This is a genomic window from Streptomyces sp. NPDC050743 (assembly GCF_044456925.1).
Lineage (GTDB): Bacteria > Actinomycetota > Actinomycetes > Streptomycetales > Streptomycetaceae > Streptomyces.
The window spans coordinates 1-21,531 of the sequence record NZ_JBITGJ010000052.1 but is presented as its reverse complement, the minus strand read 5'-3'; the positions used below and the strand labels follow the sequence as shown (position 1 = coordinate 21,531).

Sequence of the window (21,531 nt, the reverse complement as noted above, 5' to 3'; positions counted from 1 at the left end):
CCCGGCCCGTCATGTCGACGCCTGGTCCTCGAAGCTGGCGAAGTACGCGGCGGCCATGTCCTCGTGCGCGTGCCCCTGGGCGGCGGCGCGGGCGAACCGCTGCGCCGCCGCGGCGGCGACGTCCAGCCGTACGCCGCCGCGCTCGCCCGCCTGCACGATGAGCCGGGCGTCCTTCTCGGCGGTGGCCACGGCGAACGACGGCGGGGTCAGCTCGCCGTCGAGCACCAGCGCGGCCTTGGCCCGCAGGTACCCCATGTCGAGCGGACCGCCCTCGATGAGGTCGAAGAACCCTTGCGGGTCCACGCCGAGGGCCCGGGAGAGGGCGAGGACCTCGCCGCCCGCCGCGGTGACCGCGAGCACCCAGCTGTTGGCGACCAGCTTCAGCCGGCTGGCGCTGCCCGCGCCGCCGTCGGACCCGGTCCACATGGTCTTCGCGCCGACCGCGTCGAAGACGGGCGCGACCGTCCGCCGCCCCTCCTGCGGCCCGGCGGCCAGCACGATCAGCTGACCGGCCTCGGCGGGCTGCCTGGTACCGAGGACGGGTGCGTCGTAGAAGACGAGTCCGTGCTCATCGGCGAAGGCGGCCAGGTCGGTGACCAGCTCGATCCCGGCGGTGGTGCACTGCGCCCACACCGTGCCGGGCCGCAGCGCCGGCGCGGCCTCGCGCATGACGTCCAGGACGGTGTTGCCGTCGTACAGCATGGTCAGGACGACGTCGGCGCCCTCGACGGCCTCCGCGGGGGTGCCGGCGATCCGCGCGCCGTCCGCGGCGAGCGGCTCGGCCTTCTCCCGCGTGCGGTTCCACGCCCGGACCTCCAGCCCGGCGTGGCACAGGTTCCGGGCCATCGCGGCCCCCATGATGCCGGTGCCCAGCACGCTGACGGTCGGCTTGTCGGTCATTGACGGCTCCCTGTCGTCCGGTTCCTGCCCAGTGGTTCTCCCTACCGGGCTACCCGCTCACCCCGCATGCATCATCAACCCGATGCCCACCACCAGCAGCCCGGCCGCCGCGATCCGAGGCGCGCCGAAACGCTCCTTGAAGAAGACCGCGCCGATCGCGGCCCCGACGATGATCGAGGACTCGCGCAGGGCGGCGATCGGGGCGAGTTCGGCGCGGGTCTGGGCCCACAGGACCAGGGCGTAAGCGGTGACGGACAGGGCGGCGCCGATCAGGCCGAGGGCGGCGTACGGCCGGAGCAGCCGGACGGTGTCGGCACGCGCGCGTGCGCACATCCAGGCCGGGATCACCACTCCTTCGAGGGCCATGAGCCAGGCGATGTACCCGAGCGGTGAGTGCGCGGCACGTACGCCCAGGCCGTCGATGACCGTGTACGCCGCGATCGTCAGGCCGGTCGCGAGGGCCGCGCCGATCGCCGCCCAGTTCGGCCGGCTTCCGCGCAGCCCCCACAGGCTGACGCCGATGAGGCCCACGCAGGACACGGCGATCCCGGCCAGCGCCCGGTCGCCGGGCACCTCGTGCGCGAACACGGCGGCGAGCACGGTGACCACGAGCGGGGCGCTGCCGCGCGCGATGGGGTACGCCTGCCCGAAGTCGCCGAGCCGGAAGGAGGTCATCAGCAGCGCGTAGTAGGCGATGTGGACGACCGCCGAGGCCAGCAGATACGGCCAGGCGGCCCCCGCCGGGAAGGCCACGAACGGCGCGATCGCGAGCCCGATCAGCATCCCGCCCCCGGAGATCAGGGTGAAGCCGACCAGTTTGTCGGTGATCCGGTGCGCGATGGCGTTCCAGCTGGCGTGGGTCACGGCGGCGAGCAGCACGGCGGCCGTGACGAGCGGCGTCACGCGGTCTGCTCGCGCACGTCCACCAGGTCGGCACCGGCGTGGGCCACCAGTGCCTTCGGCTCGATCGGGAAGACGGTGTGCGGTGTTCCGGCGGCCGCCCACACCACGTCGTGGGCGAGCAGCGAACGGTCGGCGAGGACCCGTGTGCGGGTGCGGTGCCCGAAGGGCGGCACGCCGCCGATGGCGTACCCGGTGGTCTCGCGTACGACCCCGGCACCGGCCCGGGTGACCTCGCCGGCGCCGAGTTCCTCCCGCACCCGCTCCACGTCCACGCGCGAGGCCCCGTCCATGAGGACCAGCACGGGCACCCCGTCGGCGGCGAAGATCAGCGACTTGCAGATCTGGCTGAGTTCGCACCCGATGGCCGCGGCGGCCTCGGGGGCGGTCCGGGTGGCCTCCGGGAACCTCCTGGTGTGGGCCAGCAGGTCCGCGAGCCCGAGGGCGCGCAGGGCTTCGGCGAAACGGGGGTGGGCTCCGGACTCGTCGGCGTCAGTGGCGGCTGTCGTCGTCATGCCGGGCACGCTACGCCATCGTCCGAGGCCCGCTCACGAGGTTTTCGAGCGGGAACGGAAAGCCGGTGAGGGTGCAGCCCCGTCCCCACGGGCACCCTCACCGGCCGCTCTGACTCAGGAGCGGTACGTCAGGCCCGTACCAGCTCCCTCTCCTCGTCGGGGTCGGCGTCCTTGCCGGCCGCGGCGGACCGCGTACGCAGGCCCTCGCCCTCGACGTCCACGTTGGGCAGGGCGCGGTCGAGCCACTTGGGCAGCCACCAGGCCCGCTTGCCGAGCAGGGCGAGGACCGCCGGGACGATGGCCATGCGGACGATGAACGCGTCGAAGAACACGGCGATCGCGAGGCCGAAGCCGATCATCTTGACCATCGCCTCGCTGGAGCCGATGAAGCCGGAGAAGACGGCGATCATGATGACGGCGGCGGCGGTCACGACCCGTGCGCCGTGCCTGAAGCCGGTGACCACGGCCTGGCTGGGCTTCTCGCCGTGCACGAACGCCTCCCGCATCCGGGTCACGAGGAAGACCTCGTAGTCCATCGCGAGGCCGAAGACGACACCCACCATGAAGATCGGCATCATCGACATGACCGGGCCGGTCTGCTCGACGTTCATCAGGCCCGACAGCCAGCCCCACTGGAAGACCGCGACGACCGCGCCGAGGGCCGCGAGCACGCTGAGCAGGAAGCCGAGGGCCGCCTTCAGCGGGACGAGGACCGAGCGGAAGACCACGATCAGCAGCAGGAAGGCCAGGCCGACCACCAGCGCGAGGTAGGGCAGGAGCGCGTCGTTCAGCTTCTGCGAGACGTCGATGTTCATCGCCGTGGATCCGGTGACCAGGACCGTGGAGTCGGTCTTCGCGGCGATGTCCGCGCCCTTGTCACGGATGGCGTGCACCAGGTCCTCGGTCGTCTTCGAGGACGGCTTGGACTTGGGTACGACGGTGATCGTCGCGGTGTCGCCGGCCTTGTTGGGCACGGCCGGGGTGAGGGTGACGACGTCCTTCAGGCCCTTGATCTGGTCGCCGACCTCGGTGAACGCCTGCTTGGGATGGGCGCTGTCCTTGGCGTCGACCACGACCATCAGGGGGCCGTTGAAGCCCGGCCCGAAGCCTTCGGAGAGCAGGTCGTAGGCGCGGCGCTGGGTGGTGGAGGTGGGCTGGGAGCCGTCGTCGGGCAGGCCCAGTTCCAGGGAGGTGGCCGGGATCGCCGCCGTGCCGAGGCCGAGCACGCCGAGCAGCAGGACGGCGACCGGGCGCCGTACGACGAAGCTCGCCCAGCGGGTGCCCATGTTGGGGCGGCCGGGCTTCTTCGGCCTGCGGCCGCCGCCCAGCAGCTTGCTCTTCTCACCCGCCGGCTTGACCTTGCGGCCCGCGTAGCCGAGCAGCGCCGGGATCAGTGTCAGCGCGATCAGGACGGCGATGGCGACGGCGCCGGCCGCGGCGACGCCCATCTTGGTCAGCATCGGGATGTTGACGACCGACAGGCCGACCAGGGCGATGACGACGGTGAGTCCGGCGAAGACCACCGCCGAGCCCGCCGTGCCGACGGCGCGTCCGGCCGCTTCCTCGCGCTCGCGGCCCTCGGCCAGTTCGGCGCGGTAGCGGGAGACGATGAAGAGGGCGTAGTCGATGCCGACGGCCAGGCCGATCATCGACGCCAGGGTGGAGGTCGTGGAGCCGAGGTCCAGGGCGCTGGCGAGCGCGGTGATGGCGGAGACGCCGATGCCGACGCCGATGAGGGCGGTGAGCAGCGGGAATCCGGCCGCGAGCAGCGAGCCGAAGGTGATGACGAGGACGACGGCGGCGATCCCGATGCCGATGACCTCGCTGGAGCCGGTCTCCGGGGTCGCGGTGAGCGCGTCACCGCCGATCTCGACGGTCAGCCCGGCGTCGCGCGCGTGCTGGGCGGCCTCCTTCAGGGCGTCCTTGGAGGAGTCCTCCAGCTCCATGCCGGAGACCTTGTACTTCACCGAGGCGTAGGCGATCGTGCCGTTCCCGCTGACGGCGTGCCCGGCGTAGGGGTCGGCGACGGAGACGACCTCGGAGCCGCTGCGCAGCTCCTTGACCGTCTTCTCGACGGCCGCCTTGTTGTCGTGGTCGGTCATCTTCTCGCCGCCGGGCGCCTTGAAGACCACGCGGGCGGTGGCGCCGTCGGCGCTCATGCCGGGGAAGCGTTGTTCCAGCAGGTCGAAGGCCTTCTGGGCCTCGGTGCCGGGGATGGAGAAGGAGGTGCTGCCGGCGGGCGGCGCGGAGGCGGCGCCCACCCCGGCCAGGGTGAGCAGCGCGACCCACAGGAGGGCGACGAAGTGCCGTCGCCGGAAGGCGAGACGGCCGAGTTTGTACAGAAACGTGGCCACGGAGGCGTACTCCCGGTCAGGTCGTGGGGTTCATCAGGGCAGGGGTGATCAGCCCGACGACGTGAGCGGTGACGTCAGATGGTGGGCTTGCTCGGGGACCAGAGGGTGGTCAGCTGGTGGTGACGCCGAGGGCGGGGAGGACCACGGCGTCGATGTACGACAGGAGGAAGGCCTGCGTGGGCGGCTGTGCGTCGATGAGCGAGCGGGCGGCGAACCCGCCGATCATCATGTGCATCACGTAGTCGATCGCGGGGTTGTCCGCACGGACCTCGCCCCGGTCGATCGCCCGCTGCAGCACCCGGCGGAACTCCGCGAGCTCCGGCTCGATGAGATGTGCCTTGAACGCCTTCAGCAGGTCGGGATTGCCGTGGACGGCCATCGCCAGGCCCCGCATCAGCGCGGAGTTCTGCTCCATCTCGCAGTCGTCGGAACGCAGGGTGAGGGCGTGCAGATCGCCTCTGAGCGACCCGGTGTCGACCCCGTCGGCGGAGCCGCCCGGCTTGTTGTGCCGCACCGCCTTCGCGACCAGCTCGGCCTTGCCGCCCCACTGGCGGTAGAGCGTGGCCTTGCTGGACCGGGTGCGGGCGGCGACGGCGTCCATGGTGAGCGCGTCGTAGCCGACCTCCCGGAGCAGGTCGAGCACGGCCTCGTACAGCTCGGCCTCGCGCTCGGGCGTGATCCGGCTGCGACGCCCCGGTGCAAGCACCGGCTCCCCCGGAGCGGCTGACGCCGCGCCCTTGGATGCGACCTCGGTCATGCCACTCACCTTCCCGCTCCGGAGCTTCCTGCTTCGTACCACCATGAACATACCCTGAGAGCATGCGAAACGAAACCGTTTCGTACGTGTGTTGGGTCACGAACGTGAGCGGCGCATAAGTCCGCGACCGCGGGAGCCGCACAAGTTGCTGGGCCCCAGCGGGCGGAAAAGCATGGGGAGGGTGAGCTATCTGCGCTTCCCCCACCTCAGCGGCGACCTGGTGTGCTTCGTGGCCGAGGACGACGTCTGGCTTGCCCCACTCGACGCCCCGGGCCGGGCCTGGCGGCTCACGGCGGACCGTACGAAGGACGGGCACCCGCGCTTCTCCCCCGACGGCAGCCGGATCGCGTTCACCAGCTGGCGCAGTCTCGTCCCCGAGATCCACCTCGTCGGCGTCGAGGGCGGCCCCGCACGGCAGCTGACGTACTGGGGCAGCACCGACACACAGGTCTGCGGCTGGACGCCCCCCGACGAGGAGGGGAAGTGCGACATCCTCGCCGTCGCCTCCCACGGCGAGCCCTTCTCGTACTTCACCTGGGCCTACAAGGTGTCCACCGACGGCGACCCCGGCCGCAAACTGCCCTGGGGACCGGTCGCCGACATCCAGGTCGCCGACATCGACGGCGTCCACAAGACCCTGCTGCTCACCGGCACCCCGCCGCACGAGCCGGCCTCCTGGAAGCGGTACCGGGGCGGCGCCATGGGCCGCCTCTGGCTGCACGGGCAGCGCCTGCTGCCCGACATCGAGGGGCATCTGGCCTGCCCCATGTTCGTCGCGGGCCGCATCGCCTTCCTCTCCGACCACGAGGGCGTCGGCAACCTCTACTCCTGCGCGTACGACGGCACCGACCTGCGCCGCCACACCGACCACGACGCCTTCTACGCCCGGCACGCCGCCGGCGACGGCACACGGGTGGTCTACCAGTGCGCGGGCGATCTGTGGCTGGTGGACGACTTCTCCCCGGGCGCCGTACCGCGCAAGCTGGACATCCGCCTGGCCGGGCCGGCCACCGGGCGCCGCCGCTACCACGTGCCGGCCGCGCAGAACGTCGACGGCATCTCCGTGGACGAGACCGGCCGGGCCAGCGCCGTCGTCGTACGCGGCAGCCTGTACTGGCTCACCCACCGCGACGGCCCCGCCCGTACGATCACCGACACGCCCGGCGTACGGGTACGGCTGCCGGAGATGCTGGGCACGACCGGCCAGGTGGCGTATGTGACGGACGCCGAGGGCGAGGACGCCGTCGAGATCGCCCAGCTCCCCCGCGCGACCGGCGACCGTGCGCCCCGCCGGCTGGCCGGCGGCCTGATGGGCCGCGTCCTGGAGATGGCCTGCGATCCCGAGGGCGAACGGCTGGCGGTCGCCTCGCACGACGGGCGACTGCTGCTGATCGACGTGGCGGAGGAGGGGGACGGGGAGGAAGAGGCCGAGGGCCAGGGCCAGGGGGAGGGGGAGGTTGCGGGGAGCGCCGCTCAGGGTGCGGCGAGCAGCGATGACGAGACGGCCGACGAACAGGCCGGTGGACCCGCGCAAGCCACCGAAAGCCAGGGCGCCGCGTCCGCCGAAGCCGCCGGCGGCCGGGTCACCGAGCTGATCCGGTCCATCAACGGCCCCGTGCGCGACCTCGCCTTCTCCCCGGACGGCGCCTGGCTCGCGTGGTCCCACCCGGGCATCGGCCGCTCCCTGCGCCAGATCAAGCTGGCCCGCATCAAGGACCGGCTGATCGTGGACGTGACCAACGGCCGCTTCGAGGACGAGAACCCCGTCTTCACCCGCGACGGCCGCTATCTCGCCTTCCTCTCCTGGCGCGGCTTCGACCCGGTGTACGACGTCCACACCGGCGACCTGTCCTTCCCGCTCGGCTGCCGCCCGTACCTCGTGCCGCTGAACTCGGCGACCCCGTCCCCCTTCGCCCTGAACCCCGAGGGCCGTCCGGCGGCCGGCGGGCTCGATCCGGTCGAGGAGGAGACGGGCGAGGCCGGCACGGTGACCGTGGAGGTGGAGGGCCTGGCGATGCGGGTCACGCCGTTCCCGGTGATCGCCTCCAAGTACTCCGCGCTGTGCCCGGTCGCCGGCGGCGGACTGGTCTGGCTGCGCTGGCCGATCTCCGGCGCGCTCGGCGAGACCTTCGCCAACCCGGCCGACATCAGCGGCCGTCCGACCCTGGAGTACTTCAACCTCGCCAAGGCGAAGAAGTCCGAACTGGTCGACCACCTCGACTGGTTCGCGGTCAGCGGCGACGGCACCCGGCTGGTCGTGGTGGACGAGGGCGACCTGCGCGCGGTGCCCGCCACGGAGATGGGCGACAGCGACACGACCGTCTGGATCGACCTGCGCCGCATCCTGCACGTGGTCGACCCGCTCGCCGAGTGGCGCCAGGCCTTCGACGAGGCGGGCCGGATCATCCGCGCCTACTTCTGGGACCCGGGCATGTGCGGCATCGACTGGGACGCGGTGCTCGACCAGTACCGCCCCCTCGTCGAACGGGTCGCCTCCCCCGACGAGTTCGCCGATCTCCTGCGGGAGGTCCTCGGCGAACTGGGCACCTCGCACGCCTACGTCACCGCCGCCCGCCGCAACGAGGGCCCGCCCCACTACCAGCGCTGGCAGGGCCTGCTCGGCACCAACTTCGTGCGCCGGGACGGGGTCTGGGTCGTCAAACGCATCCTGCCCGGCGACTCCTCCGACTCCAAGGCCCGCTCACCGCTGGCCGGCACCGGCATCCGCGAGGGCGCGGTCCTCACCCACGTCGACGGCCGCCCGGTCGATCCGGTGACCGGTCCGTATCCGCTGCTCGCCGGCTCCGGAGGGACGACCGTGGAGCTGACGTTCCTCCCGGCACAAGGCGAGCCGGGCCGGGCCCGCCGGGTCGCCGTCGTCCCGCTCATCGACGAACGGCCGCTGCGCTACCAGGACTGGGTCGCCAAACGCCGCGAGGTCGTACGGGAGTTCAGCGGCGGCAAGTGCGGCTACCTGCACATCCCTGACATGGGCGGCTCCGGCTGGGCCCAGTTCAACCGCGACCTGCGCATGGAGGTGTCCCGGCCCGCCCTGATCGTGGACGTGCGCGGCAACGCCGGCGGGCACATCAGCGAACTCGTCATCGAGAAGCTGACCCGGACGATCCTGGGCTGGGACCTGACGCGGGACGCGCAGCCGGTGTCGTACACCTCGAACGCGCCGAGGGGCCCGGTGGTCGCCCTCGCCGACGAGGCGACCTCCTCGGACGGCGACATGATCACGGCCGCCTTCAAGCTGCTGAAACTGGGCCCGGTGGTCGGCCAGCGCACCTGGGGCGGCGTGGTCGGCATGACCGGCCGGCACCGGCTGGGCGACGGCACCGTCATCACGGTCCCGATGAACGCGGCCTGGTTCGACGCCTACGGCTGGTCCGTGGAGAACCACGGCGTCACCCCCGACCTGGAGATCATGCGCACCCCCCTGGACTGGGCGGAAGGCCGCCACGCCCAGCTGACCGACGCGGTCCAACTCGCCCTGGAGCTCCTGGAATCCAACCCGGCCGCCATCCCCCCCGACTACAGCGACGTCCCCGACCGCTCCCGCCCCGATCTGCCGCCACGGGCCGAGTGACCGGGCAATTGGGGGGCGCGGGGAACTGCGCGACAAGCCCCCACGCAGCCGTACGCGCCAAAGCATCGAAACGCCCCCGGACAAAGGCGCAGGGCACCCTCCACGAAGAAGGGCGCCCCACGCCGAACCGGCCGAAGCCGAACGCAGCGGCTACGCGTCGTAGTCCCGGTCGAAGCGGTCTTCCATCTCCGCTTCCGTGTCCTCGATGTCGCGCATGTTCTCGCGACCGCGCTGGGGCTGCTGCTGGCCACGCTGCGGCTGCTGCTGACCACGCGGGGGCTGCTGCTGGCCACGCTGGCCGGCCCGCTCACGGGCCTCGCCGAGCTTCTGCTTGCCCTGTTCCTGCCAGTCGTTGGCCTTGTCCTTCATACCCATGTGGGTTCACTCCCGTGGTGGGTGAGGTGGAGAATTCGGCCCCTCAGTGGGGCCTCGACCAGATTCACACGGGCGACCACGGAACGCATGTGGATCAGTCACGGTGCGTAGCGCGCGCAGCCTCGTCGGCCGCCCCACCTGCACCGACGAGTCCGGAGCGCATCCCCTGAAGACGGGGCGCGAACCGCTTCATCTCGCGCTGCCCGACCGTCCCGATGAGCGCCGGCAGATAACCGCGCACGCCCTGCATGCCGCGCAGCCACCACTGCCCGTACACATGCGCCGAGCGCCGCTCGATCCCGGCGACCAGCCGGTCCACCGCCGGCCCCAGCGGGTAGGTCTTGTTGGACGGCCACGGCAGCCGCTGCCGCAGCTCGCGCATGACCTCGTCCTGGTCGGCGCCGCGCACCATGTCGGTGTCGGTCCAGGACAGGTACGCGACACCGACGCGCACGCCCTGGTAGCCGACCTCGGCGCGCAGACTGTGCGCGTACGCCTCCACGCCCGACTTGGACGCGCAGTACGCCGTCATCATCGGCGCCGGCGTGATCGCGGCGAGCGAGGCGACCTGGAGCAGATAGCCCCGGCTCTCCACCAGCACCGGCAGGAACGCCCGCGCGGTCACCGCCGAACCGATCAGGTTGACCTCGATCACCCGCCGCCAGGCCTGCGGATCGGAGTCGACGAACGGACCGCCCGTCGCCACACCGGCGTTGGCGACCACGATGTCGACCTTCCCGAACCGCGCCTTCACCTCCTGCGCGACCCGGCTCATCGTCTCGTGGTCGGTGACGTCGGCGTACCAGTAGGCGCTGTCGCTGTGCAGGCGCGAGGAGACGTCCTTGAGCGCCTCCTCCTCCAGGCCGACCAGCGCGACCTTCGCGCCGCGCGCGGAGAGCTTGCGCGCCAGCAGCTCACCGACACCGCGTGCCGCTCCGGTGACGACCGCGACCTGTCCTTCGAGGCTGACCCTGCTCATGCGCCCTCCTTGATCTGCGCCGGGGTGGAACCGTGCTCGTCCGCGGGATCGGCTCCCGTGACGGTGACGTATGCGGTGACGAGTTCCCGGATCCTCCTGGTCACCAGGTCGGGAGCCTCGATCGGGGTCATGTGGCCCACGCCTGCCAGCTCGGTCAGGCCGACGCAGTGCGGCAGCGCGGCGACCAGCGCGCGGGCGTGCACGGGGGGCGTGAGCCGGTCGGACGCGCCGTGCACGATCGCGGTGGGCGCGTGCAACTCCCGTACGCCGTGGTCGAGATCGAGCGCCTCGAGCACACGCGCCCAGGCGTGACGTACGGCGCGCGGACAGGCGTGCACGATCCGCGCGCACGCCTCCACCATGTGCGGTGCCGAACCGGCGCCCATGGTGGCGTACTTGAGGATGCGCATCGCGACCGGCGTGACCGGTCCGAGCGGGGCGCGCGAGCCGAGAATGCGCCCGGTGATCCAGGTGCGCACGCGCCCGGCGCCAAGCGGCACCACGCGCGCCTCCGGCACCAGTCGCGAGCTGCCGGTGCTGCACAGCAGGACGGCGGCGGCGTGGTCACGGAAGCGGGGGCGCGTGGCCGCGGCCATGACGGTCATCCCGCCCATGGAGTGGCCGACGATCAGCGCCTTCTCTCCGGGCGTGAGCGTCTGCGCGAGCACCGCCTCCAGGTCGTCCGCCAGCGCGTGGGTGGTGCACGCGGGGCTCGCGGGACTGCGCCCGTGCCCCCTCTGGTCGTACGCGATCACACGGTGGTCGGTCGCCAGATCCCGTATCTGCGCCGCCCAGAAGGCGGTCGAGCAGGTCCAGCCGTGGGAGAGGACGACGGGTGGCGCGTTCTCGGGGCCGTGCACCTCGACGTGCAGCCGCGCGCCGTCGGCGGAGACGACGGTGAGTTCGCGGGAAGGGGTGGGCGGTGCGTACGGTCCGGGGGTCACGGAGGCGAGCCGGCTCATGCGGCGCCCTCGCTCTGCGGCACGGCGGCCACCGTCTTCTCCACGGCCGTACCGGCCTTCTGCACGGCCGTACCGGCCGGCTTGCCGTCGGTCTTGCCGGTCTTGCGGATGACCTCGTACTCCCCCAGGTCCACCCGCCGGGTCGTGCGCCGGAACTCGGACGTCGTACCGGGCCAGATGGTGGTGTTGCGGCCGCTCGCGTCCAGGTACCAGCTGGTGCAGCCGCCGGTGTTCCACACGGTGCGCTTCATGCGCTCCTGGACCTTGCGGTTCCAGTCCTCGACGGCCGTGGGCCGGGCATCGAGGGCCGTACGGCCGCCGAGGACGTCCAGCTGCCGCAGATAGTCGGCCATGTAGTTCAGCTGGGACTCGATCATGAGGATCATGGAGGAGTTCCCGAGGCCGGTGTTGGGTCCGATGATCGTCATCCAGTTCGGGAAACCGGCGGCCGCGGCGCCGCGCAGCGCCTGCATGCCGTTCTTCCAGGACTCGGCGAGGGTGATGCCCTCCGCCCCGACCACGCGCTCGGCGATCGGCATGTCCGTGACGTGGAAGCCGGTACCGAAGATGATCGCGTCGACCTCGGTCTCGGTGCCGTCGGCCGCGACGACGGTCGATCCGCGGATCTCGCTGAGCCCGCTGGCGACGACGTCCACGTTCGGTTTGGCCAGCGCCGGGTAGTACGCGCTGGACAGCAGGATCCGCTTGCAGCCGATGCGGTAGTCGGGGGTGAGTTTGGCGCGCAGGGCCGGGTCCTTGATGGCGCGGGCCATGTTGCGCTTGGCGAGCTGCTCGACCAGGCCGAGTTCGTCGGGGTGCTTGGTGAACGCCTGGACCTGCAGCTCCCGGATGCCCCACAGCAGGCCGCGCCTGAGCTGGGTGGTGAAGGGCACGAACCGGTGCAGCCGGCGCTCGGCACCGCTGATGGCGCGGTCCATGCGGGGCATCACCCAGGGCGGGGTGCGCTGGAAGAGGGTGAGCCGGCCGACCCGCGGCTGGATGGAGGGCACGATCTGGATGGCGGAGGCGCCGGTGCCGATCATCGCGACGCGCTTGCCGCGCAGGTCGTAGTCGTGGTCCCAGCGGGCGGAGTGGAACACCTTGCCCGGGAAGGACGCCAGGCCCGGGATCTCGGGGATCTTCGGGTCGGACAGCGGCCCCGTGGCGGAGACGACCACGTCGGCGGTGAGTGACCCGCGCGTGGTCTCGATGTTCCAGCGCAGGTTGTCGTTGTCCCAGCTCATCAGCTTGACCTCGGAGCCGAAGCGGATGTGCGGGCGCAGTCCGAAGAGGTCGGTGACGTGTTCCAGGTAGGCGCGGATGTGCTCCTGCCCGGAGAAGGTGCGCGGCCATTCGGGGTTGGGTGCGAAGGAGAAGGAGTACAGGTGGGAGGGCACGTCACAGGCGCACCCCGGGTAACTGTTGTCCCGCCAGGTGCCGCCGACGCTGTCCGCCCGCTCCAGGACGACGAAGTCGGTGATCCCTTCGCGGCGCAGCCGCACGGCGGCCCCCAGGCCGCCGAACCCGGACCCGATCACCGCCACCCGTACATGCTCGTGCTCGGCCATCCCGAAGCCTCCACGCATCGCCTTGGATTCTGCCAGTGAACACTGGCGCAGTGGGACTGTAGAGCAGCTCCGTACCGAGCGGTAGGGGTCGGGGGAAGGAAAGTTACCGGCGGTACAACATAGGCTGCGGGCGTGGCAGAGGACGCAGAACACCCGGCGGAACACCCGGAGGTACGGCCGCGGGCACGGCGCGAGTACCGCATGGAGGAGCTGGCGCGGCTGGCCGGCATCACCGTGCGCACGCTGCGCTTCTACCGCGAGCGCAAGCTGATCCCGCCGCCCCGCCGCGAGGGCCGTATCGCCTGGTACGACGACCACCATCTGGCCCGTCTGCGCACCATCGCCGCGCTACTGGAACGCGGCCACACCCTCAACGGCATCGCGGAACTCGCCGAAGCCCTCGACCAGGGCCGCAACGTCGCCGACCTGGTCGGCGTCGGCACCCCCACCGAGGAGGAGCCGGTCCGCCTCACCCCGGAGGAACTCGCCGCCCGCTTCGAGGGGGAGGTCACCCCCGAGAACCTCGCCGCCGCCATGGAACTGGGCTATCTGGGCACCGACGGCGACGAGATCGTCCACATCAGCCGCCGCCTGCTGGACGTCTCCTCCGCCCTGGTCCGCGAGGGCATCCCGCTCGCCGAGGTCCTCACGGCCGGCGCCCGCGTCCGCGAACACGCCGACGCCCTGGCCGCGCTCTTCACCGACCTGGTCCTCCGCCACGCCCCCGAGGAGGACCTCCACCGCCTGCGCCCGCTGGCCCGGAGCGTGGTGGAGGCGGAACTTTCGCTGGCGCTGGACCGGCGGATCAGCAAGCGGGACTAGAGGTCGTAGACGACCGTCACGGGCGCGTGGTCGGACCAGCGCTCGGCGTGGGTGGCCGCGCGCTCGACGAAGCCCTTGACCGCCTTCCCGGCGAGATGGGGCGTGGCGACCTGGTAGTCGATGCGCCAACCCGAGTCGTTGTCGAAAGCCCGCCCCCGGTACGACCACCAGGTGTACGGACCCTCGACGTCCGGGTGCAGGGCCCGTACGACGTCGACGTAGCCGCCGTCCTCCGCCGCGAACACCTGCCCGAGCCACTGCCGTTCCTCGGGCAGGAAGCCGGAGTTCTTGGTGTTGCCGCGCCAGTTCTTGAGGTCGGCCTGCTGGTGGGCGATGTTCCAGTCGCCGCAGACGACCACCTCGCGCCCGTCGGCGGCGGCCCGCTCGCGCAGTGTCTTGAGGTGAGCGAGGAACTCGCCCATGAAGCGGACCTTCTCGTCCTGGCGCTCGGTGCCGACCTCGCCGGAGGGCAGATAGAGGGAGGCGACCGTGACGCCGGGCAGGTCGGCCTCGACGTAGCGGCCACTGCCGTCGAACTCGGCCGAGCCGAAGCCGACCCGGACGCGGTCGGGCTCGCGCCGGGTGTAGAGGGAGACGCCCGCACGGCCCTTGGCGGCGGCGGGGGCGTGCACGACGTGCCAGCCGTCGGGCTGCCGCACCTCCTCGGGCAGCTGGTGCGGCTCGGCGCGCACCTCCTGCAGGCAGACGACGTCCGCTTCAGTCTGCGCGAGCCACTCCACAAAGCCCTTCTTGGCGGCGGCTCGCAGCCCGTTCACATTAACCGAGGTCACAGTCAGCACCCCGGCACGATACCGGCACACTGGTCGGAGCTCTCAAAGCCCGAGGCCCCACCGACTGCATAGAAGTACGATACCCAGCATGAATATACGCCGCGTTCGTTTCGATCACCCCGACGCCGTGAAGCTCAACGACGAGGTCCAGGCCGAGTACGCCGAGCGGTACGGCGACGACGGCGACGCCACCGTCCTCGACACGACGGACTTCGACCCGCCCCACGGCGTCTATCTGATCGCGTACGACGAGTTCGACCGCCCCGTGGCCTCCGGGGGCTGGCGCAGCCAGGATCGCAACGGGGAGGGCAACGAGGACGGCGACGCCGAGCTGAAGCGGATGTTCGTCATAGCGGAGATGCGCGGCCGCGGCCTGGCCCGCCGGATCCTCGCCGCCCTGGAGGAGGACGCACGCGCGGCGGGCCGTGTCCGCATGGTCCTGGAGACCGGGACCAAGCAGCCGGAGGCCATCGCCCTGTACACCGCCGGCGGCTACGAGCCGTGCGCCAAGTTCGGCTACTACCGCCACCACGAGGAGAGCCGCTGCTTCGCGAAGAAGCTGTAGACACGATGAAGCCCCAGCCGGCTTTCGCCGACTGGGGCTTCATGCTGCGTGGACCTGAGGGGATTTGAACCCCTGGCCCCCTCGATGCGAACGAGGTGCGCTACCGGACTGCGCCACAGGCCCTTGCAACGAGTGAAACTTTAGCATCCCGATCGGGGTGCTTGGAAATCCGCTCCCTGACTGGTCAGCGCGTCTTCCGGAAGTGTGGCGGGCGTCACTCGTTGGCCGCGCGCGGACGGTCGCCGTCCTCGTACTGATCGAACAGGGGGGTGCGCCCGCGCTCGCGCGACCGGCGCGCGGAGGCCGTGCGGCGCGCGTCACTGCGGCCGCCGGCCGGCTTGTCCCCGGACGCGCGCGCCTGCTCGTCCGCCCCGGGCTCCCGCGTGCGGCTCGCCTCCTGCTCCGGCGCGACCGAGCTGGAACGCGCCGAACTCCAGGTGTCGGGCGCCCCCAGATCCACGTCGGACGTGGCACGGGGCGCGACCGGCGCGGTCACGTACGTCGGCAGGGGCACCGGCACCGGGTCCCAGCTGTCCCCGCCGGGCCGCCGCTGCCGCTCGCGCTGCTGGTCGACCCACTCGGCGTGGTCCGTCTGCTCGACGAGGGCGCGCCGGTCCGCGGCGAGTGCGGCCAGCCCGGTGTCCGTCTGGGCCTGAGGGGCTTCCTCCGATTCGTCCGCGCCGGGTCCCGCGTCGAGGGGCGCGCGGCGGCGCGGCTGGCGCTCGCGCTCCCGCAGCCGCTGGGCGGCCATCTCGGCGCGCCGGCGGTCCATCTGGTAAGCGAAGCGACGGCGTTCCTGGGAGCGCAGGTAGGCGATGTACGCGCTGAGCAGCACGGCCGGCCCGGCGGGTGCCCACAGCAAGGCGAGCCCGCCGACGGCGGCGACGATCGCACCCAGCGTGAAGGCGAGGAAGAGAACCACGGTGGTGCGCCTGCGGCGCGCGAGGACCTTCGAGCGCCGGGCGCGTGCTGCGGCCGCCTGCGCGGAGGACGCCTGGCGCGCGGACGGCACCCGCTTCTGCGCGGGTACGGAGCCGGAGTTGCGCGCCGGAGCGGCGTCGGGTTCTCGTGCCGGTTCCGTCCTCCCGGACGCCTCGGGTTCGGGGTCGGCGGGCGCCTGACGGCGGGTCGGAGGCATGGCGAAGGCCCGGACGTCCACCGAGTCGGTGACGGCGTCCGGGTCGCCGGTGTCCGGCTCCCCCTCCTGGGCGGAGCGTGCCCGCAGGTCCTTGGCGTACCGGCGCTCCATTCCCGCCCGTCCGGACAGCAGCCGGATGGCGGTGCTGAAGCGTTCCGTCGGACGGGCCTCGTTCAGCTCGTCCTGCCTACGGAGCCACATCGGCACCAAGTAGGCGGCCCAGGCCCCGACAATGACTGCGTAGATGAGGCCGCTGCTGCTCACATCTCACACCGTAGAGGGGTTTGCATGAGGCCATCCGCCAATTGCGTCGGTGTGTCGCACGATCCGGCTGATATTTCCAGCTTTTTTTGCGACCCATGCGATCAGCGGACCGCCCCAGGTGGGAATTCAATGCCCCTGAGACGGTCAACAACCGATCAATTTCGAACACATATTCAATTTCCGGTGCTCTGGGGTTTCTGCCGCAGCTGTTGGGAGCGTGCCCGCTGCCACCGCGCGAGCAAACCGTCGGGCACCTCTTCCGCGGTGAGCGCGAAGACCAGATGGTCGCGCCAGGCGCCGTCGATGTGCAGATAGCGCGGCCGGAGCCCCTCCTCGCGGAATCCCAGTTTCTCCACGACCCGGCGGCTGGGCCGGTTCTCGGGCCGAATGCAGACCTCGATGCGGTGCAGTCCGACGGTGCGGAAACAGTGGTCCACCACGAGCGCGACGGCCGTGGGCATCACCCCGCGCCCGGCCACCGCCTCGTCCACCCAGTAGCCGACATGCCCCGAGCACATCGATCCCCAGGTGATCCCCGCGACCGTCAGCTGGCCGACGAGCCGCCCCTGGTACTCGATGACGAACGGCAGCATCCGGCCCGCGTTGGCCTCGGACCGCAGGTGCCGGACCATCTGGCGGTAGGTCGGCCGGTGCGCGACCGGCCCGCTCGGCGTGGGCGGCGGAATCGTCGCCTCCCAGGGGCGCAGCCAGTCCCGGTTGCGCCGGTTCACCTCGCGCCAGACCCGCTGGTCGCGCAGCCTTATCGGCCGGAGGACGACATCGCCGTCCGCCAGCACGACAGGCCAGGAAGGGCTGTTCAGCTCGCACCCCCGCTGCTGGGTCCGGGGTGGTCGCCGCCGCGGATCTGGTCGACGGCATGGACCAGCAGGGGCTCCAGCACGGCGAGGCCGTCCTTCACGCCGCCCGTGGAACCCGGCAGATTGACGATCAGGGTCCGGCCCGCCACCCCGGCAAGGCCCCGGGAGAGCGCCGCGGTGGGAACCTTCTCGCGCCCGTACGCCCGGATGGCCTCCGCGATGCCCGGCACCTCGTAGTCGATGACCGCGCGGGTCGCCTCGGGCGTGCGGTCGGTGGGCGATATCCCGGTGCCGCCGGTGGTGACGACCGCGTCGTAGCCGGCGTCGACTGCCGCGCGCAGGGCCGCCTCGACGGGGTCCCCGTCCGGGACCACCTGCGGGCCGTCGACGTCGAACCCGAGGCTCTTCAGGCCGTCCGCGACCAAGGGGCCGCCCTTGTCCTCGTAGACGCCCGCAGCAGCCCTGTTGGAGGCGGTGACCACCAGAGCCCGGTAGGTCATGCCCGGCTCCAGTCGCCCGACTTGCCGCCCGTCTTCTGCTCCACCCGCACGTCCGTGATGACCGCTCCCTTGTCGACCGCCTTGACCATGTCGATCACGGTGAGCGCGGCGACCGTCACGGCGGTGAGGGCCTCCATCTCGACGCCCGTACGGTCCGTCGTCTTCACGGTGGCCTGGATCTCCACGGCGTCGTCCGCGACCGACAGGTCCAGTTTCACACCCGACACCGACAACGGGTGACACAGCGGGATCAGGTCCGGGGTCCGCTTGGCGCCCATGATCCCGGCGATACGCGCCGTGGCCAGGGCGTCCCCCTTGGGCATCCCCTCGCCGCGCAGCAGCTCGACCACGCGCGGCGAGACCAGGACACGGCCGCTGGCGCGGGCGGTGCGCGCGGTGACGTCCTTCCCGGACACGTCGACCATGCGGGCCGCGCCCGCCTCGTCGATGTGCGTCAGTCCGTCCTGCGCAGAGGGTCCGGGGGTCTCCCCCCGGAAAGACTCAGTCATGCTGTGTGCCGCTCCCGGTCCGGGCCCGGCGCGGTGCGGTGCGCGGGCCTGTTGTGCGCGACACGGTACCGCCATGTCCGCGCAGGCACCGGCCCAGGACCCCCGTCGGGCCCCTCGCACGCTCACGCGCGCGTGCCTCAGCCGAGCAGGACGACCTCCACCTCGGTGCCGGGCTCGACGGACTCCACGTCCTCGGGGACGACGATCAGCGCGTCGGCGTGCGCCAGCGCCGCGATGAGGTGCGAGCCGGCGCCGCCCACGGGGGTCACCTCGCCGTCGCCGTACGCACCGCGCAGGAACTGCCGGCGCCCCTTGGGCGAACGCAGCGCCTCGTCGGTCGTCAGGGTGGCCCGGACACGGGGCCGGTGCACGTCCGTGAGGCCCATCAGGGTGCGGATGGCCGGTCGGACGAACAGTTCGAAGGAGACGTACGACGACACGGGGTTGCCCGGCAGGGCCAGCAGCGGTGTGTGGTCGGGGCCGATGGAGCCGAAGCCCTGGGGCTTGCCGGGCTGCATGGCGAGTTTGCGGAACTCCACGCCGCTACCCGCCTCGTCCTCGTCGCCGGCGTACGACAGCGCCTCCTTGACGACGTCGTACGCCCCGACGCTCACCCCGCCCGTGGTGACCATGAGGTCGGCGCGGACGAGCTGGTCCTCGATGGTGGAGCGGAGAGTCTCGGCGTCGTCGGCGACGGCGCCCACCCGGTAGGCGATGGCGCCGGCGTCCCGCGCGGCGGCGGTGAGGGCGAAGCTGTTGGAGTCGTAGATCTGGCCGCGGCCCAGTTCCTCGCCGGGCTGCACGAGTTCGCTGCCGGTGGACAGCACGACCACGCGCGGGCGCGGGCGCACGCGTACCGTGCCGCGGCCGATCGCGGCCAGCAGCGCGATCTGCGGCGGGCCGAGGATCGTCCCGGCCTCCAGGGCGCGGTCACCGGCCTTCACGTCGCTGCCCTTGGCGCGCACGTGCGCGCGTGGCTCGGCGGGGCGGTGCACGCGCACGTGTCCCTCGGCGCCCTCCGGGGCCAGGCTGCGCGCCCGCATCCCGCTCGCCGGGCCCTCGCCGAGCCCGCCGTCGGTCCACTCCACCGGGACGACGGCCTCGGCACCGGGCGGCAGCGGGGCGCCGGTCATGATGCGGGCGGCCTGGCCGGGGCCGACCCGGACCGGATGGGCCGCGCCCGCGGCGACGTCGCCGACGACCTCCAGGGCGGCCGGGAACTCCTCGCTGGCGCCCGCCACGTCCGCGACCCGCACCGCGTACCCGTCCATGGAGCTGTTGTCGAACGGCGGCAGGGACACCGGCACCGTGACGTCGTCGACCAGGACGCAGCCCTGGGCGTCGAGCAGTTGCAGCTCGATGGGTTCGAGGGGGCGGACGGTCGAGAGGATGTCCTCCAGGTGCTCGTCCACCGACCACAGGTCGTCCGGGCCGGCGGGGCGGGTCGCGGCGCTGCTCAAGATTGCTGCATCTCCTCGGCTACGTAACTGCGAAGCCAGGTCCGGAAGTCCGGGCCCAGGTCTTCACGTTCGCACGCGAGTCTGACAATGGCACGCAGATAGTCGCCACGGTCGCCGGTGTCATAGCGGCGGCCCTTGAAGACGACGCCGTGCACCGGTCCGCCGACCTTCTCGTCCGCCGCGAGCTGCTGGAGGGCGTCGGTGAGCTGGATCTCGCCGCCGCGGCCGGGCTCGGTCTTGCGGAGTATGTCGAAGATGTGCGGGTCGAGGACGTAGCGGCCGATGATCGCGTAGTTCGAGGGGGCGTCCGCCGGTTCCGGCTTCTCGACCAGGCCGGTGATCCGTACGACGTCACCGTCGGCCGTCGTCTCCACGGCCGCGCAGCCGTAGAGGTGGATCTGCTCGGGCGCGACCTCCATGAGGGCGATCACACTGCCGCCGTGCTGCTCCTGGACCTCGATCATGCGCTGCAGGAGCGGGTCGCGCGGGTCGATCAGGTCGTCGCCCAGGAGCACCGCGAAGGGCTCGTGACCGACGTGGGGGGCGGCGCACAGGACGGCGTGACCGAGGCCCCTGGGGTCGCCCTGGCGCACGTAGTGCATGGTCGCCAGGTCACTCGACTCCTGCACCTTCGCGAGCCGTTCGGCGTCGCCCTTCTTCTCCAGCGCCGATTCCAGCTCGTAGTTGCGGTCGAAGTGGTCCTCGAGGGGGCGCTTGTTGCGTCCGGTGATCATGAGGACGTCGTCGAGCCCCGCCGACACGGCCTCCTCGACCACGTACTGGATCGCGGGCTTGTCGACGACCGGCAGCATCTCCTTGGGAGTGGCCTTCGTGGCCGGCAGGAACCGGGTGCCGAGACCTGCTGCGGGAATGACAGCCTTGCTGATCCTGGGGTGCGACTGAGTCATGCCCGCAACCTTATCCGGTGCCTTTGTGGGGAATCTGTGGCTCCGGTTGGTTGACCCTTTATGACGGCATTCAAGAAGGGTGCGAGAACGACCCGTGGAACACGACGGACGCGCGAGCGAGCCTGACAAGCGAATGTTGCGGCGAGAGCTCCTCTCGGTGAGGAACAGGTTGCCGGAGGATGACGTCGACGAGACGGGCCGCGCGCTGGCGGAGCGCGCCCTGGAGCTGCCCGAGCTGGCGCACGCGCGCACGGTGGCGGCGTACGTCTCCGTGGGGAGCGAGCCCGGCACCCGGGCGCTGCTGGACGCACTGCGCGCGCGGGGCGTGCGGGTGCTGCTGCCCGCGCTCCTGCCCGACAACGACCTCGACTGGGGCGAGTACGCCGGCCCGGGCTCCCTCGCGCGGGTCCAACACGGCGGGAAAATGGCGCTTTTCGAACCCTCCGGCGCGCGTCTGGGCGCGGACGCCGTGACGGTCGCGGACGTCGTCCTGCTGCCCGGGCTCGCGGTCGACGCGCGCGGGATGCGACTGGGGCGCGGCGGAGGGTCGTACGACCGCGTGCTGGCCCGTCTGGAACGCGCGGGCGCACACCCCCGGCTCGTGGTGCTGTTGTACGACACGGAGGTCGTCGCGCAGGTCCCGGCGGAGGCGCACGACAAGCCCGTGCACGCCGTGGTGACGCCCTCCGGCGTCCGCCGCTTCCCGGGCGCCTGACGGGACAGGCCGGAAACCGGATCGGGCCCCCCCCCCCGCCGGGGGGGGGGGGGCGGGGTGGGGGGGGGGGGGCCCGCGGTTTGGGCCCGGGGGGGCGGGGGGGGGGGGGCGCCCCCCTTGGCGCGAACCCCCCCGGCCC

Annotated in this window: 20 protein-coding genes and 1 tRNA gene; 4 read left to right on the top strand and 17 right to left on the bottom strand. The window is 71.9% G+C overall.

Going from position 1 to position 21,531, the window contains the following annotated elements; translation table 11 throughout:
* Positions 1–9 precede the first annotated feature (9 nt).
* The 5 genes from ACIBJF_RS34620 to ACIBJF_RS34600 form a co-directional block, all read right to left on the bottom strand.
* Positions 10–900, bottom strand: a complete 891-nt coding sequence (locus ACIBJF_RS34620) for an NAD(P)-dependent oxidoreductase (RefSeq protein ID WP_399179764.1) — start codon at positions 898–900, stop codon at positions 10–12.
* 57 nt (positions 901–957) lie between these two features.
* A complete protein-coding gene (locus tag ACIBJF_RS34615; RefSeq protein ID WP_399179762.1) occupies positions 958–1,803 on the bottom strand; it encodes an EamA family transporter in 846 nt (281 codons plus the stop codon).
* Positions 1,800–2,315, bottom strand: a complete 516-nt coding sequence (locus ACIBJF_RS34610; RefSeq protein WP_351807290.1) for a YbaK/EbsC family protein — start codon at positions 2,313–2,315, stop codon at positions 1,800–1,802. Before ACIBJF_RS34610 ends, ACIBJF_RS34615 begins: the two co-directional genes overlap by 4 nt.
* Positions 2,316–2,443: 128 nt before the next feature.
* Positions 2,444–4,669: an MMPL family transporter gene (locus tag ACIBJF_RS34605; protein WP_399179760.1), complete on the bottom strand. Its 2,226-nt coding sequence runs from the start codon at positions 4,667–4,669 to the stop codon at positions 2,444–2,446.
* A 109-nt stretch (positions 4,670–4,778) separates the two neighbouring features.
* On the bottom strand, positions 4,779–5,426 hold the full coding sequence (locus ACIBJF_RS34600; RefSeq protein ID WP_399179759.1) for a TetR/AcrR family transcriptional regulator: 648 nt from the start codon (positions 5,424–5,426) through the stop codon (positions 4,779–4,781).
* 172 nt (positions 5,427–5,598) lie between these two features.
* Here ACIBJF_RS34600 and ACIBJF_RS34595 point away from each other — a divergent pair, with 172 nt between their 5' ends.
* A complete protein-coding gene (locus tag ACIBJF_RS34595; RefSeq protein ID WP_399179758.1) occupies positions 5,599–9,018 on the top strand; it encodes a S41 family peptidase in 3,420 nt (1,139 codons plus the stop codon).
* 150 nt (positions 9,019–9,168) lie between these two features.
* Here ACIBJF_RS34595 and ACIBJF_RS34590 read toward each other — a convergent pair whose 3' ends face one another.
* The 4 genes from ACIBJF_RS34590 to ACIBJF_RS34575 all read right to left on the bottom strand — a co-directional run bounded on the left by ACIBJF_RS34590 (position 9,169) and on the right by ACIBJF_RS34575 (position 12,902).
* On the bottom strand, positions 9,169–9,393 hold the full coding sequence (locus ACIBJF_RS34590) for a hypothetical protein (protein WP_399179756.1): 225 nt from the start codon (positions 9,391–9,393) through the stop codon (positions 9,169–9,171).
* 94 nt (positions 9,394–9,487) lie between these two features.
* Positions 9,488–10,372 carry an SDR family oxidoreductase gene (locus ACIBJF_RS34585; RefSeq protein ID WP_399179755.1) on the bottom strand — a complete coding sequence of 295 codons (885 nt, stop codon included), beginning with the start codon at positions 10,370–10,372 and terminating at the stop codon, positions 9,488–9,490.
* Positions 10,369–11,334 (bottom strand): alpha/beta fold hydrolase, encoded by a 966-nt coding sequence (locus tag ACIBJF_RS34580; RefSeq protein WP_399179753.1) that lies wholly within the window; start codon positions 11,332–11,334, stop codon positions 10,369–10,371. Before ACIBJF_RS34580 ends, ACIBJF_RS34585 begins: the two co-directional genes overlap by 4 nt.
* Complete coding sequence (locus tag ACIBJF_RS34575) at positions 11,331–12,902, bottom strand: flavin-containing monooxygenase (RefSeq protein WP_399179751.1); 1,572 nt, start codon at positions 12,900–12,902, stop codon at positions 11,331–11,333. The genes ACIBJF_RS34580 and ACIBJF_RS34575 overlap by 4 nt, the downstream gene beginning before the upstream one ends.
* 201 nt (positions 12,903–13,103) lie before the next feature.
* Here ACIBJF_RS34575 and ACIBJF_RS34570 point away from each other — a divergent pair, with 201 nt between their 5' ends.
* Positions 13,104–13,724 carry a MerR family transcriptional regulator gene (locus ACIBJF_RS34570; protein WP_399179828.1) on the top strand — a complete coding sequence of 207 codons (621 nt, stop codon included), beginning with the start codon at positions 13,104–13,106 and terminating at the stop codon, positions 13,722–13,724.
* Here the strand turns inward: ACIBJF_RS34570 and ACIBJF_RS34565 are convergent.
* Complete coding sequence (locus ACIBJF_RS34565; RefSeq protein ID WP_399179750.1) at positions 13,721–14,524, bottom strand: exodeoxyribonuclease III; 804 nt, start codon at positions 14,522–14,524, stop codon at positions 13,721–13,723. The genes ACIBJF_RS34570 and ACIBJF_RS34565 overlap by 4 nt on opposite strands.
* 79 nt (positions 14,525–14,603) lie before the next feature.
* Here ACIBJF_RS34565 and ACIBJF_RS34560 point away from each other — a divergent pair, with 79 nt between their 5' ends.
* Positions 14,604–15,080, top strand: coding sequence for a GNAT family N-acetyltransferase (locus ACIBJF_RS34560; protein ID WP_399179748.1), 477 nt, complete (start codon positions 14,604–14,606; stop codon positions 15,078–15,080).
* 49 nt (positions 15,081–15,129) lie between these two features.
* Here the strand turns inward: ACIBJF_RS34560 and ACIBJF_RS34555 are convergent.
* From ACIBJF_RS34555 to galU, 7 genes are all read right to left on the bottom strand, one after another.
* Positions 15,130–15,203, bottom strand: a tRNA-Ala gene (locus ACIBJF_RS34555).
* Positions 15,204–15,294: 91 nt separating this feature from the next.
* Entirely contained in the window at positions 15,295–16,482 is a 1,188-nt protein-coding gene (gene glpR, locus ACIBJF_RS34550; protein ID WP_399179746.1) for a gephyrin-like molybdotransferase receptor GlpR, read from the bottom strand.
* Positions 16,483–16,655: 173 nt separating this feature from the next.
* Positions 16,656–17,279: a GNAT family N-acetyltransferase gene (locus ACIBJF_RS34545; protein ID WP_399179744.1), complete on the bottom strand. Its 624-nt coding sequence runs from the start codon at positions 17,277–17,279 to the stop codon at positions 16,656–16,658.
* Positions 17,280–17,299: 20 nt separating this feature from the next.
* The gene (locus tag ACIBJF_RS34540) at positions 17,300–17,800 is read right to left on the bottom strand and encodes a molybdenum cofactor biosynthesis protein B (protein WP_399179742.1); all 501 of its coding nucleotides are present in this window, start codon (positions 17,798–17,800) and stop codon (positions 17,300–17,302) included.
* The gene (moaC, locus tag ACIBJF_RS34535; protein WP_351807276.1) at positions 17,797–18,309 is read right to left on the bottom strand and encodes a cyclic pyranopterin monophosphate synthase MoaC; all 513 of its coding nucleotides are present in this window, start codon (positions 18,307–18,309) and stop codon (positions 17,797–17,799) included. Before moaC ends, ACIBJF_RS34540 begins: the two co-directional genes overlap by 4 nt.
* A gap of 137 nt (positions 18,310–18,446) precedes the next feature.
* The gene (gene glp / locus ACIBJF_RS34530) at positions 18,447–19,769 is read right to left on the bottom strand and encodes a gephyrin-like molybdotransferase Glp (protein WP_399179740.1); all 1,323 of its coding nucleotides are present in this window, start codon (positions 19,767–19,769) and stop codon (positions 18,447–18,449) included.
* Positions 19,766–20,677: a UTP--glucose-1-phosphate uridylyltransferase GalU gene (galU, locus tag ACIBJF_RS34525; protein ID WP_351807274.1), complete on the bottom strand. Its 912-nt coding sequence runs from the start codon at positions 20,675–20,677 to the stop codon at positions 19,766–19,768. Before galU ends, glp begins: the two co-directional genes overlap by 4 nt.
* Before the next feature lie 133 nt (positions 20,678–20,810).
* Between galU and ACIBJF_RS34520 the strand changes: the two genes are divergently transcribed.
* Complete coding sequence (locus tag ACIBJF_RS34520) at positions 20,811–21,392, top strand: 5-formyltetrahydrofolate cyclo-ligase (protein ID WP_399179739.1); 582 nt, start codon at positions 20,811–20,813, stop codon at positions 21,390–21,392.
* Positions 21,393–21,531: the final 139 nt, after the last annotated feature.

What these genes read in the sequence shown, in the direction of transcription:
- ACIBJF_RS34620 (WP_399179764.1), bottom strand. Translation starts at nt 900, where the DNA reads ATGACCGACAAGCCGACCGTCAGCGTGCTGGGCACCGGCATCATGGGG.
- ACIBJF_RS34610 (WP_351807290.1), bottom strand. Translation starts at nt 2,315, where the DNA reads ATGACGACGACAGCCGCCACTGACGCCGACGAGTCCGGAGCCCACCCC.
- ACIBJF_RS34600 (WP_399179759.1), bottom strand. Translation starts at nt 5,426, where the DNA reads ATGACCGAGGTCGCATCCAAGGGCGCGGCGTCAGCCGCTCCGGGGGAG.
- ACIBJF_RS34595 (WP_399179758.1), top strand. Translation starts at nt 5,599, where the DNA reads ATGGGGAGGGTGAGCTATCTGCGCTTCCCCCACCTCAGCGGCGACCTG.
- ACIBJF_RS34590 (WP_399179756.1), bottom strand. Translation starts at nt 9,393, where the DNA reads ATGGGTATGAAGGACAAGGCCAACGACTGGCAGGAACAGGGCAAGCAG.
- ACIBJF_RS34585 (WP_399179755.1), bottom strand. Translation starts at nt 10,372, where the DNA reads ATGAGCAGGGTCAGCCTCGAAGGACAGGTCGCGGTCGTCACCGGAGCG.
- ACIBJF_RS34580 (WP_399179753.1), bottom strand. Translation starts at nt 11,334, where the DNA reads ATGAGCCGGCTCGCCTCCGTGACCCCCGGACCGTACGCACCGCCCACC.
- ACIBJF_RS34575 (WP_399179751.1), bottom strand. Translation starts at nt 12,902, where the DNA reads ATGGCCGAGCACGAGCATGTACGGGTGGCGGTGATCGGGTCCGGGTTC.
- ACIBJF_RS34570 (WP_399179828.1), top strand. Translation starts at nt 13,104, where the DNA reads ATGGAGGAGCTGGCGCGGCTGGCCGGCATCACCGTGCGCACGCTGCGC.
- ACIBJF_RS34560 (WP_399179748.1), top strand. Translation starts at nt 14,604, where the DNA reads ATGAATATACGCCGCGTTCGTTTCGATCACCCCGACGCCGTGAAGCTC.
- ACIBJF_RS34540 (WP_399179742.1), bottom strand. Translation starts at nt 17,800, where the DNA reads ATGACCTACCGGGCTCTGGTGGTCACCGCCTCCAACAGGGCTGCTGCG.
- moaC (WP_351807276.1), bottom strand. Translation starts at nt 18,309, where the DNA reads ATGACTGAGTCTTTCCGGGGGGAGACCCCCGGACCCTCTGCGCAGGAC.
- galU (WP_351807274.1), bottom strand. Translation starts at nt 20,677, where the DNA reads ATGACTCAGTCGCACCCCAGGATCAGCAAGGCTGTCATTCCCGCAGCA.
- ACIBJF_RS34520 (WP_399179739.1), top strand. Translation starts at nt 20,811, where the DNA reads ATGTTGCGGCGAGAGCTCCTCTCGGTGAGGAACAGGTTGCCGGAGGAT.